Source organism: Lentzea sp. NPDC005914, from assembly GCF_040629405.1.
GTDB lineage: Bacteria > Actinomycetota > Actinomycetes > Mycobacteriales > Pseudonocardiaceae > Lentzea.
The window spans coordinates 301217-321266 of the sequence record NZ_JBEXVQ010000005.1 but is presented as its reverse complement, the minus strand read 5'-3'; the positions used below and the strand labels follow the sequence as shown (position 1 = coordinate 321266).

1 protein-coding gene (only partly in view) is annotated in these 20050 nt (G+C 69.3%); it reads right to left on the bottom strand.

Annotation, left to right across the window (positions count from 1 at the left end):
* On the bottom strand, positions 1–20050 hold the 5' portion of the coding sequence (locus ABZ345_RS09675; RefSeq protein WP_359844807.1) for an SDR family NAD(P)-dependent oxidoreductase. The gene continues 10001 nt to the left of window position 1, outside the view; 20050 of the gene's 30051 nt are visible here — the first part of the coding sequence; its start codon is at positions 20048–20050; the stop codon falls past the left edge of the window.

Below are 20050 nucleotides of genomic sequence, written 5' to 3'. Positions count from 1 at the left end.
GCTGCTGGCCGTCCGTGCCGAGTGCCTCCCGCGGCGACATCCCGAAGAACGCCGGGTCGAACTGGTCCGCGTCGTGCAGGAAGCCACCGGCGCGGGCGTAGGAGGTGCCGAGGTTGTCCGGGTCCGGGTGGAACAGCGTGTCGAGGTCCCAGCCCCGGTTCTCCGGGAACGGCGTGATCGCGTCCGTCCCCGAGACCACCAGGTCCCACAACGTCTCCGGCGACGTGACGCCACCGGGGAACCGGCAGGCCATGCCGACGATCACGATCGGATCGTCCGAAGTAGACACCAGCGCGGGCAGATTCGGAATCTCCGACACAGACCCGAACAGTTCGGTGTGCAGATGGTCGGCCAGCGCGATCGAAGTCGGGTAGTCGAACACCAGCGTCGCCGGCAGCCGCAGCCCGGTCGCCTCGGTCAACTGGTTGCGCAGCTCGACCGCGGTCAGCGAGTCGAACCCGAGGTCCTGGAAGGCCCGCGTCGCGTCCACCGCGTCGATCGACGAGTGGCCGAGCACCGACGACACCTGCGCGCGCACCAGGTCCACCAGCGCCGCACGCCGGTCCGTGGCCTCCATCGACCCGAGCTTCTGCACCAGCCCGGACGCTGTCGCCGACCCCGCCGCCGCACGCCGCGCCCGGACCTGGACCAGGCCCTGCAGCAACGGCGCCACCGCACCGCGTGCCCGCAGCGTCGCGAGGTCGAGCCGCACTGGAACGGTCAGCGCCGCCCCGCTCGCCACGGCCGCGTCGAAGAGCTCCAGCCCCTGCTGCACCGTGACCGGAGGCATGCCGGCGGCGGTCATGCGCGCCGCTTCCGCCTCGGTCAGCTCGCCTGTCATACCGCTGACCCCGGACCACACACCCCACGCCATCGACGTCGCGGGCAGCCCGTGAGCCTTGCGGTGCGCGGCGAGGGCGTCGAGGAACGCGTTGCCCGCCGCGTAGTTCGCCTGTCCCGCGTTGCCGAACACCCCGGCCGCCGACGAGAACACGACGAACGCCGTCAGGTCACCAGTCAGCTCGTGCAGATGCCACGCAGCGTCAGCCTTGGGCCGCACCACGTTCGCAATGCGCTCGGGCGTCATCGACTCGATCACGCCGTCATCCAGCACACCAGCCGCGTGCACGACGCCCCGGATCTCGTGCTGGGCAAGGAGTTCCGCGAGCGCCTCCCGGTCGGTCACATCGCACGCGGCGACGGTGACCCGCGCTCCTAACGCTTCCAGCTCCGCCGTGTCCGCCTCACCACGGCGGCTGACGAGCACCAGCTCCCGGACACCGTGCTTCTCGACGAGGTGCTTCGCGATGACCGCACCCAGCCCGCCGGTGCCGCCGGTGACGAGAACCTTGCCGTCCCACCGGACCTCGACCTCGCCCGTGACCCGCGCCAGCCGTCCGGCCAGCACCTCCCCGTCGCGGACCACCAACTGAGGTTCGTCGACTCCGAACGCCACCGACACCATCGCGGTGGAGACGTTGTTGCCGCACAGGTCGATCAGCCCGAACCGCTCGGGATGCTCCGACTGCGCCGACCGCACCAGGCCCCACACCGCCGCCGCGCCCAGGTCTTCACCCGTGGTCGCGCCACGAGTGACGAACGTCAGCCTGCCGCTCTTCCCACTGTTGATCCACTCCTGCACCAGCTCCAGCACGCGCGCGGTGTTGCGGTGCGTGCTGTCGAGCACGTCCTCTTCGCCGACCACCGGCACCAGCACCAGCCCGGCGTCGGTGTCCGCGATCGCGCCGACCACCGGGTAGCCGAGGTCGAGCACGTCCGGCCCGATCACCGCGACGGACTCGGGCGCCGCGACGTCCTCCTGCGTGACCGGCACCCAGTCCAGCCCGAACAGCTCGCTCTGCCGGGCCTCACCGAGCTGCTCGGCGCTCACCGCACGCACGACCACGGCCTCGACCGTGGCGACCGGCGCGCCCGTGACGTCGGCCAGCGCGATGGTCCGGCGCATGCCGCCCTCGTCGCGGGTCAGCTTGACGCGCAGTTCGCTGGCTCCGGTGGCGTGCAGCGACACGCCCTCCCACGAGAACGGCAGCCCCGCGTCGAGCGTCTCGTCGAGCAACGCCGCGTGCAGTGCCGAGTCGAGCAACGCCGGATGCAGCCCATACGCCGTGCCGTCAACGTCCTCAGACAGCGCGAGCTCGGCGTAGATCTCGTCTCCGACCCGCCACGCGGCCTTCAAGTTCCGGAACGCGTGCCCGTAAGCGAAGCCCACGACCGCGAACCGCTCGTAGCACTCCTCGTAGTCCATCGCCACGGCCCCAGCGGGCGGCCAGATCGTCGCCTCGAACTCGCTGCCGGTCGTTCCACGCGCCAGGAACCCGGTCGCATGCTGCATCCACGGCGAGCCCGGCGCGTCCTCGAGCCGGGAGTGAATTGCATACTGTCGACGGCCGCCAGTATCCGGGCCGACCTTCAACTGCACCTGCACAGCCCCGCGCTCAGGCAGCACCAACGGCGCGGCCAGCGTCAGGTCGTCGACACGGTCGAGCCCGACCTCGTCCGCGGCCCGCATCGCGAGCTCGATCAGCACGGCGGCCGGCACCAACGTCCGCCCCATGATCACGTGATTCGCGAGCCAAGGGTGCGTGCTCAACGACATCCGGCTGGTGAACACCACGCCTTCGCCCTCGGCCAGCTCCACCGCAGCCCCGAGCAACGGGTGCGCCACGCCGACCAGCCCCAGCCCGGACGCGTCCGACGCCCGCCCCGCACTCGCCGGCCAGTACCGCTGCCGGTTGAACGGGTAGGTGGGCAGCTCGATCCGCTTGCCGCCCTCGTAGAACCGCGTCCAGTCAACATTGACGCCGTCAACATGTACTTGACTCAATGCAGTCAACATTGATTCAACATCAGACTTGACGCGCGTCAACGTCGGAATCAACCCGTCAACCATCGCCGTCAACTGCGCATCCGGCCCCACCTCAAGCACCGTCACATCACCCAGCCGAGTGACGTTGTCGTGGAACCGCACAGCATCCCGAACGTGCCGCACCCAGTACTCAGCCGTCGTGACATCCCCAGACGCACTGAAAGGAATACGCGGCTCACCGAACTGGATCTCCGCGATCGCCTCGCGGAAGTCGTCCAGCATCGGCTCCATCAACGGCGAGTGGAACGCATGCGACACCTTCAGCCGCTTGCTCTTCCACCGCTCCGCAAGCGCGAGAACCTCGTCCTCAACCCCGGCGATCACCACCGACCGAGGCCCGTTGACCGCAGCGATCGACACACCTTGTGTGAGGTGCTCGAGCACTTCTTCCTCGGACGCGATGACCGACACCATCGCCCCGCCAGCGGGCAACGCCTGCATGAGCGCCGCCCGTGCCGTGACCAGCAGACACGCGTCCTCAAGGCTCAACACCCCGGCCACGTGGGCCGCCGCGATCTCACCGATCGAATGCCCGGCCACCTGCACTGGCCTGACGCCGAACCACTCCAGCAACCGGTACAGCGCCACCTCAACCGCGAAGATCGCCGGCTGCGCGTACCCGGTCTGGTTCAGCGCATCCTGATCCTCACCCCACATGACATCCTGCAGCGCCGGATCAAGGTTGACCAGCGCGGCGTCCAACGCCTCCGCGAACACCGGGAACGCCTCATACAGTTCCCGAGCCATGCCGACCCGCTGCGACCCCTGCCCGGAGAACACCACGGCAAGCGCCCGGTTCTTCACCGCCCCGCTAGCCAGCTCAACGCCGTTCCACACCACCGCACGGTGGTCGAACAACGCGCGAGTAGTCGCCAACGACAACCCAACATCCGCAGCGGAAACGCCGCTCTCCACCAGCGCGCCGACCTGCTCCACCTGCGCCCGCAAGGACGCTGCCGACTTGGCCGACACCGCCAGCGGCACAGCACCGACGTGCTGCTCAGCCCCGACCTGCGACCCGACCCCGACCTGCGGCGTGGCCCCAACCTGCAGCCCGGCCCCAATCTGCGGAATCGATCCCGATTGGCCGGCCCCCTGGGGGGATCCACCCCCCATCCCAATCATCTCAGGCAGGTCCGACAATTCCTGAACGCCCGGAGCCTCCAAGATCACGTGCGCATTCGTGCCAGACACACCGAACGACGAGACAGCCGCGCGCCGAGCACGGTCAACGGCGGGCCACGAGGCGTTGCCGGTCAGCAGCTGAACCGACCCGGCCTCCCAGTCCACGTGCGACGAAGGCTCGTCGACATGCAGCGTCCGCGGCACAACACCATGGCGCAGCGCCTGCACCATCTTGATCACGCCGGCAACACCCGCGGCCGCCTGCGTGTGGCCGATGTTCGACTTGATCGAGCCGAGCAGCAAAGGCGACGGGCGGTCCTGACCGTAGGTCGCCAACAGGGCCTGCGCCTCGATCGGGTCACCCAAAGAAGTACCGGTTCCGTGCGCCTCGACAACATCAACGTCCGCAGTGGACAGTCCAGCCGATGCCAAAGCCTGACGAATCACCCGCTGCTGCGACGGACCGTTCGGCGCGGTGAGTCCGTTCGAAGCACCGTCCTGGTTGACCGCCGAGCCCCGCACGACAGCCAGGACGTTGTGGCCGTTGCGCAGAGCGTCGGACAGCCGCTCCAGCACGACCACACCGACACCCTCGGACCAGCCGACGCCGTCAGCCGAGTCGGAGAAAGCCTTGCAACGACCGTCTGGCGAGAGCCCGCGCTGCCGTGAGAACCCGATGAACGCACCCGGCGAAGCCAGCACAGTGACACCACCGGCCAAAGCGAGCGAGCATTCACCGGCACGAAGAGCTTGCATCGCCCAGTGCATCGCGACCAACGACGACGAGCACGCCGTGTCGAGAGTGACCGCGGGCCCCTCGAACCCGAACGTGTAAGACACACGACCGGACACGACCGAAGGCGAACCACCGGTCGTCTGGTAACCCTCGGAGTCGCCCTCGAGCAGCAACGAGTAGTCGTTGTACATGACACCGGCGAACACACCGGTGGGGCTTCCCTTCAGGGCGACGGGGTCGATGCCAGAGCGCTCCAACGCCTCCCACGACGCCTCGAGCAGCAGACGCTGCTGGGCGTCGGTCGACACCGCCTCGCGCGGCGACATGCCGAAGAACTCCGGGTCGAACATGTCCGCGTCGTGCAGGAAGCCACCGGACTTCGTGTACGAGGTGCCGACGTGGTCCGGGTCCGGGTGGTAGAGCGAGTCGAGGTCCCAGCCGCGGTTGGTCGGGAATTCGCTGATGGCGTCGCGGCCGTCGACCACGAGGTCCCACAACTGTTCCGGCGTCGCGACACCGCCGGGATAGCGGCACGCCATGCCGACGATCACGATCGGATCATCCGAAGTGGACGTCAGCGCGGGCAGCAACGACAACGTCTCGTCGGCACCGAACAGCTCGTCGCGCAGGAATCCGGCGAGCACCGCGGACGTCGGGTAGTCGAAGATCAGCGTGCTCGGCAGCCGCAGCCCGGTGACACCGGTCAAGCGGTTGCGCAGGTCGACCGCCGTGAGCGAGTCGAACCCGAGGTCCTGGAACGCCTTGGCCGGATCCACCGCCGCGACGCCGTCGTGGCCGAGAACCGCCGCGACCTCGTTGCGCACCAGGTCGAGCAGCGCGGCGAGACGCGCTTCCGGTGCCATCGCGGTGAGCCGCTGGACCAGTCCGGAGTCGGCCTGAGCCGCCGCGCGGCGAGCCCGCGTCCGGATCAGGCCACGCAGCAACGGGCGGATCTCGCCGTGGTTGCGCAACGTCGCGAGGTCAAGGCGCAACGGCAGCAGCACGGCGTCGTCCCCACCGATCGCCGCGTCGAACAGCGCGAGCCCCTGCTCCACCGACAACGGCGGCGTGCCACCGCGTGCCATGCGCTCGGCATCGGCGTCCGACAGCATGCCGGTCTGGTTCCACGCACCCCACGCCAGCGACACCGCGGGCAGCCCGGCGGCCCGGCGGTACTCGGCCAGAGCATCGAGGAACGCGTTGCCGGCCGCGTAGTTCGCCTGCCCCGCCGCACCGAACGTTCCGGCGGCGCTGGAGAAGATGACGAACTTGTCCAAGCCCTTCGTGAGCTCGTGCAGGTTCCAGGCCGCGTCGACCTTCGGCCGCAACACGGTCGCCAGCCGTTCCGGCGTGAGCGACTCGACCACACCGTCATCGAGCACGCCAGCCGTGTGCACGACGCTGCGCACCTTGTGCTTCTTCAACACCTTCTGCAAAGCCTTGCGGTCACTGACATCACACGCGACCACGGTGACCTTGGCGTCCACATCGGACACGTCTGCCTTGCCGGTGCGGCTGACCAGCACGAGCTCCTTGACGCCATACCGTTCGACGAGGTGCCTGGCCACCACGAGCCCCAGCCCACCGGTGCCACCGGTGATCAGCACCGGACCGGTGAACTCGCCGGGCTCGGCCGCCTCGGCCCGCGCGAGCCGTGGCGCGAACACCTGGCCGCCCCGCACCCGCAGCTGCGGCTCGTCGATCGCGAGAACCCGCTCTGTCACCTCGCCGTCGGTGTCGATGAGCGCGAACCGGCCGGGGTGCTCGTTCTGCGCGGCCCGGACCAGACCGTGCACCGCGCTCGCGGCCAGGTCGTCCTGGCGCGTCACGAACACCAGCCGCTCAGCCCGCTCCTCGGCGATCCACCGCTGCACCAGTTCCAGCGCACGGGCAGCGAGTGCGTGCGTCTGCTCGACGACGTCCCCGTCGCCGACGAACTCCTCCACGACAACGGCGGTCGCACCGGCCTGAGGCGACGACACGGGCACCCAGTCGAGCCGGAACAACGAGTCCCGGTCCACGACACTCACCTGCTGCGCCGCGACCGCCCGCGTCACCAGCGACCCGATCGTGGCCACCGGTGCACCAGCCGCGTCCGCGACCGCGAGCACCCACGCGTCACCGTTGCGCCGCAGCCGCACCCGGACCGCGGAGGCTCCGGTGGCGTGCAGCGACACGCCTTCCCACGAGAACGGCAGCCCCGCCTCGACCCCGTCGAAGAACCCGCCCGCGTGCAGCGCGGCGTCGAGCAGCGCCGGGTGCAACCCGAACGCTCCCGCCTCGACGCCCTCGGGCAGCGCGACCTCGGCGAACACCTCGCTGTCCGTCCGCCAGACCGCCCGCAGCCCCTGGAACACCGGCCCGTACTCGAACCCGTTCTCCGCGAACCGCTCGTAAGCACCCTCAACGTCAACGCGATCCGCCTCGGGCGGCCACACCGTCGCGTCGAAGTCGTTGCCGGTCACACCACTCGCCAGGAAACCGGTCGCGTGCCGCGTCCACGGCACGTCCTCACCGTCGGGCCGCGAGAACACCTCGACCGCACGACGCCCGTTCTCCTCGGCACCCACCGCGACCTGCAGCCTCACGGCACCCTGCTCAGGCAGCACGAGCGGCGCGGCCAGCGTCAGCTCGTCGACGCGGTCGAGCCCGACCTCGTCCCCGGCCCGCACCGCGAGCTCCAGGAACGCCGTCCCCGGCAGCAACACCTGCCCGAACACCGTGTGGTCCGCGAGCCACGGGTGCGAGCTCAGCGACAGCCGGCTCGTGAACAGCACCCCGTCCGCACCGGCGACATCGACCGCCGCTCCGAGCAACGGGTGCTCGACCCGCATGAGCCCCAGCGCCCCGACATCGCCGGCCTTGCGCACCGCCTTCGGCCAGAACATCTGGTGCTCGAACGCGTAGGTGGGCAGATCAACCTTCCGTCCGCCTGTATACAGCTGCGTCCAGTCAACATTGATTCCGTCAACATGTACTTGACTGAGTGCAGTCAACATTGACGCGACCTCACCGCGGTCCCGCCTCAATACCGCCGTAGAGCCGTTCACCATCGCGCTCAACTGCGCGTCAGGCCCGATCTCCACCAGCGTGACGTCACCCAATCGCGTGACATTCTCGTGGAACCGCACCGCATCGCGAACGTGGGCGACCCAGTAGTCGACGGACGTGACATCGCCGGATGTAGACATTCCGACAACGGGCTCGGCGAACGTGACCCCGCTGATCGCTTCGCGGAAGTCCTCGAGCATCGGCTCCATCAACGGCGAGTGGAACGCGTGCGACACCTTCAGCCGCTTGCTCTTCCACCGCTCCGCAACGGCGAGAACCTCGTCCTCAACCCCGGCGATCACCACCGAGCGAGGCCCGTTGACCGCAGCGATCGACACGCCGGCAGTCAGATGCGGCAGCACCTCTTCTTCCGACGCGACAACGGACACCATCGCGCCACCGGCCGGCAACGCCTGCATGAGCGCCGCACGTGCCGTGACCAGCAGACACGCGTCCTCAAGGCTCAACACGCCCGCGACATGCGCCGCCGCGATCTCACCGATCGAATGCCCCACGACCTGATCCGGCCTGACCCCGAACGACTCGAGCAACCGGTACAGCGCCACCTCGACCGCGAACAGCGCGGGCTGCGCGTACCCGGTCTGGTTCAGCGTCTCCTGATCGTCGCCCCACATGACGTCCCGCAGCGCCGGGTCAAGGTTGACGAGCGCGGCGTCCAACGCCTCCGCGAACACCGGGAACGCCTCATACAACTCACGCCCGACCCCGACCCGCTGCGCCCCCTGCCCGGAGAACAGGAACGCCAGCGGCTTCCCGCCCGCAACCCCGTCAGCGACGACTTCCCCGCCAAGCAACACCGCTCGGTGCTCGAACAACGCACGAGTGGTGGCCAACGAGAACCCGACGTCCACAGCGGACACGCCACTGTCCACCAGCGCCTTGACCCGCTCGACCTGCCCCCGCAGTGCCCCCGCCGACTTGGCCGACACCACCAACGGCACCGGCGCCTGCGTCGGGACCGCGTCCGAGTCCGAGACCCTCGTCGGAATCGATCCGGATTGGCTGGCCCCTTGGGGGGAACTACCCCCCATCCCAATCATCTCAGGCAGGTCTGACAATTCCTGAGCACTCGGAGCCTCGATGATCACGTGCGCGTTCGTGCCTGAGACGCCGAACGACGAGATGCCTGCCCGGCGCGCGCGGTCCACCGAAGGCCAGGCGCGGGACGAGGTCAGCACCTCGACATCACCGGACTCCCAGTCGACCTGCGTGGTCGGCGTGCCGACGTGCAGCGTCTGCGGCAGCACGCCGTGACGGAGCGCCTGCACCATCTTGATCACGCCCGCGACACCCGCGGCCGCCTGCGTGTGACCGATGTTCGACTTGATCGAGCCCAGGTAGAGCGGCTCGGAGCGGTCCTGCCCGTAGACCGCGAGCAACGCCTGAGCCTCGATCGGGTCGCCGAGCTTCGTCGCGGTGCCGTGTGCCTCGACCGCATCGACATCCGCCGCGGACAGGCCTGCAGAAGCCAGCGCGGAGCGGATCACGCGCTGCTGCGACGGACCGTTCGGCGCGGTCAGACCGTTGGAAGCGCCGTCCTGGTTCACCGCCGAGCCGCGCACGACTGCCAGCACGGTGTGGCCGTTGCGCAGAGCGTCGGACTGGCGCTCCAGCACCAACAGGCCGACGCCTTCGCCCCAGCCAGTGCCGTCGGCGTCGTCGGAGAACGCCTTGCAGCGCCCGTCAACGGAAAGCCCGCGCTGGCGGGAAAACTCGACGTACGTGGTGGGCGTCGACATGACCGTCACACCGCCCGCGACCGCCAGCGAGCACTCGCCCGAGCGCAGGGCCTGCGAAGCCAGGTGCAGCGCCACCAAGGACGAGGAGCAAGCGGTGTCGACCGTGACGGCCGGCCCCTCGAACCCGAACGTGTAGGACACGCGGCCCGAGGCGATGCTGCCCGCACTGCCCTGGCCCTGGTGCCCCTCGAACTCTCCACCGTCCAGAATGGACGCGTAGTCGTTGTACATCACACCGGTGAAGACGCCGGTCGCACTGCCGCGCAACGACGCCGGGTCGATGCCGGACCTCTCCAGCGCTTCCCAGGTGGTCTCGAGCAGCAGGCGCTGCTGGGAGTCCGTTGCCAGGGCCTCGCGCGGCGACATGCCGAAGAACGCCGGGTCGAACGCGCCCGCCTCGTGCAGGAAACCGCCCGAGATCGAGTAGGTCGTGCCCGCGTGGTCGGGGTCGGGGTGGTAGATGCCGTCGATGTCCCAGCCGCGGTTGACCGGGAACTCCGTGATGGCGTCGACACCGCCGGCCACCAGCCGCCACAGGTCCTCGGGCGACGACACGCCTCCCGGGTAACGACAGGCCATGCCGACGATGACGATCGGATCGTCCGAAGTGGACGCCAGAGCAGGCTGCCGCGACACCGGCTCCGAAGCGCCGAACAGCTCGTCGGTCAGGAAACTCGCCAGCACCGCGGCCGTCGGGTAGTCGAACGTCAGCGTCGCGGGCAACCGCAGCCCGGTGACCTCACCGAGGCGGTTGCGCAGTTCGACGGCCGTCAGCGAGTCGAAGCCCAACGACTGGAACGCCCGCGACGGGTCGATCGTCTCGCCGCCGCTGTGGCCGAGCACGGCGCCGACCTCGGCACGCACCAGGTCGAGCAGCGCTTCCAAGCGCGCGGCGTCATCAAGACCCGCCAGCTTCTGCACCAGCGACGACGACGTGCTCGAGGCGGCCGTGCGACGAGCACGGACCTTCACCAGGCCCTGCAGCATCGCCGGAACCTCGCCCCTCGCCCGGAACACCGGCAGGTCGAGCTTCAGCGGCAGCACCAGCGAGGCACCCGAAGACAGCGCGGCGTCGAAGAGTTCCACGCCTTCCGCGGGCGTGATCGGCGGCATTCCGGACTTGGCGAGGCGTTCGGCGTCGGCACCGGACAGCATGCCCGTCCCTGCCCACGCGCCCCACGCCAGCGACGCGCCCGGCAGCCCAGCGGCCCGCCGGTGCTCGATCAGCGCGTCGAGGAACGTGTTGCCCGCCGCGTAGTTGCCCTGTCCGGACGACCCGAAGATGCCCGCACCGGACGAGTAAACGACAAACGCCGAGACATCCGGTGCGAACTCGTGCAGGTTCCAAGCAGCGTCAACCTTCGGCCGCAACACGGTAGACAACCGCTCCGGCGTGAGCGACTCGATCACGCCGTCGTCCAGCACGCCGGCGGTGTGCACGATGGAACGGATCTGGTGACCCGCAAAGAGGTTCGCGACCGAGTGCCTGTCGGCGACATCGCACGCCACAACGCTGACCGACGCGTCCAGCTCCGCCACCCAGTCCGGCGTCTTTCCGCGCCGGCTGACCAGCACGAGGTCGCGAACGCCATGCGCGGCAACGAGATGCCGCGCGATGACCTGACCGAGCCCGCCGGTCCCGCCGGTGATCAGCACAGGTCCTTCCAGCACAACGCTCTCACCGGCGGCGATCCGGGCGATGCGCGGCACGAACACCTCGCCACCCCGCACGCGCAGTTGCGGCTCGGCGCTCGCGAGCACCGAGTCCGGCAGCTCACCGTCGGCCTCGACCAGCGCGAACCGCCCGGGATGCTCCGACTGCGCGGCCCGCACCAGGCCCCACACCGCCGACGCACCCAGATCACCCTGCCGCGTCACGAAAACGAGCTTCTCGGCCCGCTCGGTCGTGATCCACTCCTGGATCTTCGCGAGCACCCCGGCCGTCACCGCGTGCGCGGCCTCGACCGGCGTCCCTTCCGATGACACGTGCTCGACGACGTGCGCCCCCGGAACAGCATCGGTGAGCGTGACCGGCACCCAGTCCAGCCCGAACAACGCCTCCTGCACGGCACTGAGCTGCCGCGCCGACACGGCTCGCGTCACAAGCGACCCGACCGTCGCCACCGGCGCACCGGCGGCATCCGCGATGGCGATCTCCATCGAACTCTCGCCGGTGGTCCGCAGACGCACCCGCAACGACGTGGCGCCCACCGCGTGCAGCGCGACGTTCTCCCACGAGAACGGCACCGCGCCCTCGGTCCGCTGGTCGGCGAACGCCACCGCGTGCAGCGCCGCGTCCAGCAGCGCCGCGTGGATGCCGAAGCCGGTGGCCGTCACACCCTCGGGCAGCGCGACCTCGGCGAACACCTGGTCGCCCAGCTTCCACGCGGCCCGCAGCCCCTGGAACGCGTGCCCGTAGTCGAACCCGAGCTCCGCGAACCGCTCGTAAGCACCCTCGACCTGCACGGCCTCTGCTCTGGCAGGCGGCCACACCGACGCGTCGAAGTCCGTGGCAGTGGTCCCGGCCGCCAGGAAACCGGCAGCGTGCTCGGTCCACGGCAGATCGCTGTCCTCGGGACGGCTGTGAATCGCGACCGACCGGCGCTCGCCCTCAGCACCGACGCGGATCTGCACCTGCACGGCACCGGACTCCGGCAGCACGAGCGGCGCCGCGATCGTCAGCTCGTCCACGCGGTCGAGGCCCACCTCGTCCGCGGCCCGCAACGCGAGCTCGACGAGCGCCGCACCGGGCACGAGCACCTTGCCGTGCAGCGAGTGATCCCTCAGCCACGGGTGGGTGCGCAGCGACAGCCTGCTCGTGAACAGCAGACCCTCGGCGTTTCCTCCTGGCCCGGCCAGTTCGACCGCGGCACCGAGCAGCGGGTGCTCCACCGCGCCGAGACCGGCCGACCGGACGTCCGACCTCGTGGACACCTCGGGCCAGAACCGCTGCAGCTCGAACGCGTACGTCGGCAGGTCGACCTTGCGGCCATGTTGACAGAACTTGTTCCAATCAACATTGACGCCGTCAACATTGATTCGACTCAATGCAGTCAACATTGACTTGACTTCGTCAACGTTGCGCCGCACTGCGGGCACGCAGCCGTCCACCATCGCGGACAGCACGCCATCAGGCCCGATCTCCAGGCACTTCACGTCGCCCAACGCGGTCACGTTGTCGTGGAACCGCACGGTGTCGCGAACGTGGTCGACCCAGTAGTCGACAGTATTCACTTGCCCGCTTGTTGACATCCGGACAAGCGGCTCGTGGAACGTCAGTCCACTGATCGCTTCGCGGAAGTCGTCGAGCATCGGCTCCATCAACGGCGAGTGGAACGCGTGCGACACCTTCAGTCGCTTGTTCTTCCACTTCGAGGCGATTGCGAGCACTTCGTCTTCGACGCCGGCGATCACCACGGACCGAGGCCCATTGACCACCGCGATGGACACACCATCGGTCAGGTGCTCACGAACCTTCTTCTCGGACGCGACCACCGACACCATGGCGCCACCCGCCGGCAACGCCTGCATCAACGAGGCGCGCGCCGTCACGAGTTGGCAGGCGTCCTCCAGCGACAGCACCCCGGCAACGTGCGCGGCGGCGATCTCGCCGATCGAGTGGCCAGCGATGTGGTCGGGCTTCACGCCGTAGAACTCGAACAGCCGGTACAAGGCCACCTGGAACGCGAACAGCGCCGGCTGGGTGTACCCGGTCTGGTTCAGCGCCTCCTGGTCGCTCCCCCACATGACCTCGCGAACGGCGGGGTCGAGGTTGACGAGCACCGCGTCGAGCGCCTCGGCGAACACCGGGAACGCCTCGTACAGCTCGCGCCCCATACCGATCCGCTGCGAGCCCTGCCCGCTGAACAGGAACGCCAGTTCGCCCGCCCGCGCCACACCGGACGCCAGCACCTCGCCGTCGAGCACCACGGCCCGATGGTCGAAAACCGCGCGCGTCGTCAGCAACGAGAACGCGATGTCCGCCGCATCCCCAGGCCACGCCTTGATCCGCTCGACCTGCCCGGCCAACGCCTGAGCCGACCGTGCCGACACCAGCCACGGCACGCCACCGCCCTGAATCGATCCCGCCTGGGGGCCCCGGGGGGAGACCGAGGTCCCCACTCCAAGCGTCCCACGGGAGGCCGACGAAACAGGCGGCGCAAGATCGACGGCGGCCGAGTTGTCCACAGGCGCCGAGTTGTCCACAGAAACCGGAGAAGGGGTTGCGGCCTCGAGGATGACATGGGCGTTGGTGCCCGAGACGCCGAACGACGAGACGCCGGCGCGGCGCGGGCGGGAGACGGCGGGCCAGGACGTCGCGGTGGTCGCCAGCGAGACGTTGCCCGCGGTCCAGTCGATGTGGGTGGAGGGCTGGTCGACGTGCAGCGTCGCGGGGACGACACCGTGCCGCATCGCGTGGACCATCTTGATGATGCCGGCAACGCCCGCGGCGGCCTGGGTGTGGCCGATGTTGGACTTGATGGAGCCGAGCAGCAGCGGCGACTCGCGATCAGCGCCGTAGGTGGCGAGCAGAGCCTGAGCCTCGATCGGGTCGCCCAGAGTCGTGCCGGTGCCGTGCGCCTCCACCACGTCCACATCGGACACGGACAAGCCAGCAGAAGCGAGGGCAGCGCGGATCACGCGTTGCTGTGAAGGACCGTTCGGGGCGGTGAGGCCGTTGGAAGCGCCGTCCTGGTTCACCGCGGAACCGCGCACCACAGCAAGGATCGTGTGGCCGTTGCGCAGAGCGTCGGACCGGCGTTCCAGGACCAGGAGACCGACGCCCTCTCCCCAGCCCGTGCCGTCGGCGGCGTCGGCGAAGGACTTGCAGCGGCCGTCCATCGCGAGACCGCGCTGCTTCGAGAAGGCCACGAACGAGCCGGGCGTGGACATGACGGTCACACCGCCGGCCAGAGCCAGCGAGCATTCGCCGTTGCGCAGCGCGGAAGACGCCAGATGCAAGGCGACCAAAGAGGACGAACAAGCAGTGTCGACGGTGACCGCCGGGCCTTCGAGACCGAAGGTGTAGGCGACACGGCCGGATAGCACGCTCTGCGCGGTGCCGGTGCCCTGGTAGCCCTCGAAGATGTCGTCGGACACCAAAGTCGAGTAGTCGTTGGACATCACACCCGCGAAAACGCCGGTCTTGGAGCCGCGAACCGAAGCCGGGTCGATGCCCGCGCGTTCGAAGGCCTCCCAGGCCGTCTGCAACAACAACCGGTGCTGGACGTCGGTCGCGAGCGCCTCACGCGGGGACATGCCGAAGAAGTCCGGGTCGAACGACGGGGCATCGAGCAGGAAGCCACCCTGCATCACGTGGGTCTTGCCCGCGGCGTCCGGGTCCGGGTCGTAGAGGCCGTCCAGGTCCCAGCCGCGGTTGGCCGGGAAGCCTGTCACGCCATCGCGTTCCTCGAACACCAGGCGCCACAGGTCTTCCGGCGACGACACGCCTCCGGGGTACTGGCAGGCCATGCCGACGATCACGATCGGATCGTCGGAGACCGACGAAGCGGAAATCTCGGGCACGACGACGTCCGCGCCGAACAGCTCATCGAGCAGATAGGAGGCCAGCGCGCCGGCCGTCGGGTAGTCGAAGATCAAGGTCGCCGGAAGGCGGATGCCCGTGGAAGCGGTGAGGCGGTTGCGCAGCTCGACAGCCGTCAGCGAGTCGAACCCGAGGCCCTGGAACGTGCGGGTGCGGTCCACTTCGGACGCACTGCCGTGACCGAGCACCGCGGCCACCTCAGCCGCGACCAGGTCCAGCAACGCCTCCAGACGCGCGTCGGAACCGAGACGCGACAGCTCCGAGACAAGACCTTCAGCGGCAACGGACTGAGCGGCGGCACGGCGCTTCGGAGTCTTGATCAGGCCGCGCAGCAACGGCGGCGGCGCGCCCTGGGGCCGCAGGGCCGGCAGATCCAACCGCAGCGGCAGCAGGAAAGCGTCGGAACCGCCCGCGCCCGCGTCGAACAACGCGAGGCCATCCGCAACGGAAAGAGGCGGTATGCCGGAGCGGGCGATGCGCTGCAGGTCGGCCTCCGACATCGCGGCGGTCATGCCCGACGTCTGCTCCCACGCACCCCACGCCAGCGCGACGGCGTGCCGGCCGGACGCGCGGCGGACGCGAGCCAGCGCGTCGAGGAAAGCGTTGGCAGCGGCGTAGTTCGCCTGCCCGGCGCCACCGAACGTGCCCGCAGCGGACGAGAACAGCACGAAAGGCACATCAGGCAGCAACGAGTGCAGGTGCAGCGCCGCATCGGCTTTCGGGCGCAGCACGGTGTCCAGACGCGAAGGATCAAGCGACTCGACCACACCGTCGTCCAGCACCGCGGCCGTGTGCACCACTCCGCCGACGGAATGCCGTGACAGCAACGACTCCAGCGCCGAACGGTCGGAGACGTCGCACGCCTCGACGATCACGTCCGCACCCAGCTCCCGCAGAGCGGAAACGTCGGCGGAACCGGTGCGCGAGACCAGCAGCAGCTCACGAACACCGTGCTCGGCAACAAGATGCCGGGCCACCAGCTGACCAAGACCACCGGTACCACCGGTGATCAGCACACGACCTGACCAGGTGACCGACGAGGTGGGCAGCGCGGCACGCGCGAGACGTGCCGCGAGAACGACACCGTCGCGGATCGCCAGCACCGGCTCATCGGTCGTCAACGCGTGCAGCACCGCGCCCACTGAGGCCTCGGCCAAGTCGAGGTCCACCAGCACGAAACGGCCGGGGTGCTCGGACTGCGCCGACCGCACCAGGCCACGCGCGGCAGCGGCGGCGAGGTCATCGCCGTCCACAGCACCCCGCGTCACGAACGCGAGCCGGCCCGAAGGGCGAGACAGGAACTCCTGGATCAGCGCCAACACCCGCGAGCACGTCTCACGCACATCAGTACCGACAACCGGAACCAGCGTCAGGTCGGCGTCGGTCAACTCGGAGACGACCGGACCGGCCGCCAGCGACAGCACGTCCGGCCCGAGCACCGCCACGGTCTGCTCGGCGAACCCGGCGGGCAGCTCGACCGGCACCCACTCGATGCGGAACAACGAGTCCCGCGCGACCCCGGACCCGAGCTCGTCGACGGGAACCGGACGGGTCTGCAGCGCCTCGACGGACGCAACAGGAGCACCGGTCGCATCGGCGACGGCGATCTCCATCGAGCCGTCCTCGCCGCGCGACAACCGCACCCGCACCGCGGAAGCACCCGAAGCGTGCAAGGACACGCCTTGCCAGGAGAACGGCAACCCACCCCGGCTGATCGACCCGAGATCACCGAAGCCCGCGGCGTGCATACCGGCGTCCAGCAACGCCGGGTGCAGCCCGAATGCCCCACCGTCCACACCTTCGGGCAACGCGACCTCGGCGTACACGACGCCGTCACCACCACGCCACACCGCCTGCAGGCCCTGGAAAACCGGGCCGTAGCCGAAGCCCATGTCGGTGAAGCGCTCGTAAGAACCGGAAACATCCACAGCCTCGGCACCGGCAGGCGGCCACACCGAAGCGTCGAACGACACGGCCGAAGCACCCGACCCGAGCACACCGGAAGCGTGCTGAAGCCAAGGCGTGTCAACAGATCCCTCGGGACGAGAGAAGATCGCGACCGATCGGCGTCCGGCGGGGTCAGCGGCCCCAACGGAAACCTGCACCTGAACAGCGGCGTCGGGGGTCAGCACCAACGGCGCGGCGAGCGTCAACTCCTCAACGCGCGAGCAACCCACCTCGTCCGCGGCGCGCACCGCGAGCTCCAGGAACGCGGTGCCGGCGAACAGAACCCGCCCCATCACCACGTGATCGGCGAGCCACGGGTGCGTGGCCAGCGACAGCCGCGACGTGAACAGATGCCCGGACGACCCGGCCAGCTCCACCGCCGCACCGAGCAACGGATGCCCGACCGCGCCGAGTCCCGCGCCCCGCACGTCGCCCGTCGACGTCTTCGGCCGCGGCCAGAACCTCTGCCGCTGGAACGCGTAGGTGGGCAGGTCGGCGCGAGCAGCCCCGGAACCCTCGAACAACCGTGCCCAGTCGACCGGAACGCCCGCGACGTGCAGGCGGGCGAGCGCCGTGACGAACGCCTGCTCCTCGCCGCGGTCCTTGCGCGCGGTCGGGATCGCGTCGTCGACCATCGCGGCCAGCACGCCGTCCGGGCCGACCTCCACGAAGGTCTTGTCCCCCATCGCTGTCACGGTGTCGTGGAAGCGGACGGCGTCGCGGACGTGCCGCACCCAGTGCTCGGATTGTTGAACAATCCCACGAGTCAACAACGGGATCGTCGGATCGTTGAACGAAATGCCGGAGATCGCCGCGCGGAAGTCGTCCAGCATCGGTTCCATCAACGGCGAGTGGAACGCGTGCGACACCTGGAGCTGCTTGGACTTGCGATCGTCGAATTGTTCAACGATCCTACGAACCTCTTGTTCAACACCGGCGATGACCACCGAGCGCGGACCGTTGACGGCGGCGATGGAGACACCCTCGGTGAGGTGCGGCAGAACCTCGTCCTCGGCGGCCTGCACCGCGAACATGGCGCCACCGGAGGGCAACGCCTGCATCAGCGAAGCCCGCGCGGTCACCAGCGTGCAGGCGTCCTCGAGCGACAGCACCCCGGCCACGTGCGCGGCCGCGATCTCGCCGATCGAGTGCCCCGCCACCTGCTCCGGCACCAGCCCGAACGACTCCAGCAGCCGGTACATCGCCACCTCGAAGGCGAACAACGCGGGCTGCGTGTACCGGGTCTGCTCCAAAGCATCGGCGTCCGAGCCCCACATCACCGATCGCAGCGCGGGGTCGAGGTGCGCGAGAGCCTCGTCGAAAGCGGAGGCGAAGACCGGGAACCGGGCGTGCAGCTCACGTCCCATGCCCAGCCGCTGCGACCCCTGACCGGAGAACAGGAACGCGAGCGTGGTCTCGTCGGCGGCCACTCCGCGCGCGAGCTCCGTACCGTCCGGCAGCACCACGGCCCGCTGCTCGAACGACGCCCGCGCGGTCGCCAGGGTGAACGCGATGTCCAGCGGCGAAAGGGCGTCCACGACCGACCGCAGCCGATCCCGCTGCTCCTCCAAGGCAGCCGGAGTGCGGCCGGACAGAACCCACGGCAGCACAGCGGGAGCAGCAGCCTCCGCACGCCCCTCAAGAGCCGGCGCCTGCTCGAGGATCACGTGCGCGTTCGTGCCCGAGACACCGAACGCGGAGACACCAGCGCGCAACGGCCGGTCGACGGAAGGCCACGGCCGCGCGTCCTCGAGCAACGACACGTTGCCCTTCGTCCAGTCGACCTGGGTGGACGGCGTGCCGAGGTGCAGGGTCTTCGGCAGCAGCCTGTTCTGCAGCGCCATGACGACCTTGATCACACCGGCGACACCTGCGGCGCCCTGAGGGTGACCGATGTTGGACTTGACGGACCCGAGGTAGAGCGGCTCAGCACGATCCTGCCCGTACACCGAGAGGATCGCCTGCGCCTCGATCGGGTCGCCCAGTGTCGTCCCAGTGCCGTGCGCTTCGACCGCGTCCACATCGGACGGAGCGAGGCCGCCGTTCTGCAGGGCCTGACGGATGACGCGCTGCTGCGACGGCCCGTTCGGCGCGGTCAGGCCGTTGGAGGCACCGTCCTGGTTCACCGCGGAACCGCGCACCACCGCGAGGATCTTGTCGCCGGCGCGCTGAGCGTCGGAAAGCCGTTTCAGCACCAGCACACCGACACCCTCGGACCAGCCGGTGCCGTCCGCGTCGTCGGAGAACGCTTTGCAGCGCCCGTTTCCGGCGAGTCCGCCCTGCGAGGTGAAGGCGGCGAACCCGGCGGGCGTCGTCATGACCGCGACACCACCGGCCAGCGCCAGGTCGCATTCACCGGCGCGCAACGCGGAAGAAGCGAGGTGCAGCGCCACCAAAGAAGAAGAACAAGCCGTGTCAACGGTGACGGCGGGGCCTTCCAGCCCGAGCAGGTAGGAGATGCGACCGGACAGCACGGAAGCGGCGAACGCGGTCGTGGCGTAGAGGCCGACGTCCTCGCCCGAGCGCGAGAGCAGGTCGGCGTAGTCCTGCGAGGTGGTACCCATGAACACACCGGTCTTGGTGCCGCGCAACGACTGCGCGTTCACGCCCGCGCGTTCCAGGGCCTCCCAGGCGGTCTCCAGGAGCAGGCGCTGCTGCGGGTCCATGACCACGGCTTCGCGGGGCGAGATGCCGAAGAACCCGGCGTCGAACGACGCCGGGTCTTCGAGGAAGCCGCCTTCGATCGTGGCGGTGTCGAGCTCGGAAACGTCCCATCCGCGATCGGCGGGGAAACCGCCGATCACGTCCCTGCCTTCAGCGACGACCTGCCAGAGGTCCTCCGGCGAGGCCACCCCGCCGGGGTACCGGCAGCCGATGCCCACGATCGCGATCGGTTCCACCGCTGCCGCGATCAGCTGCTGGTTCTGCTTGCGCAGCCGGTCGATCTCCTTCAGTGACGACCGCAGAGCCTCGACGTACTGGTTAGCAGAGGTGGTCAT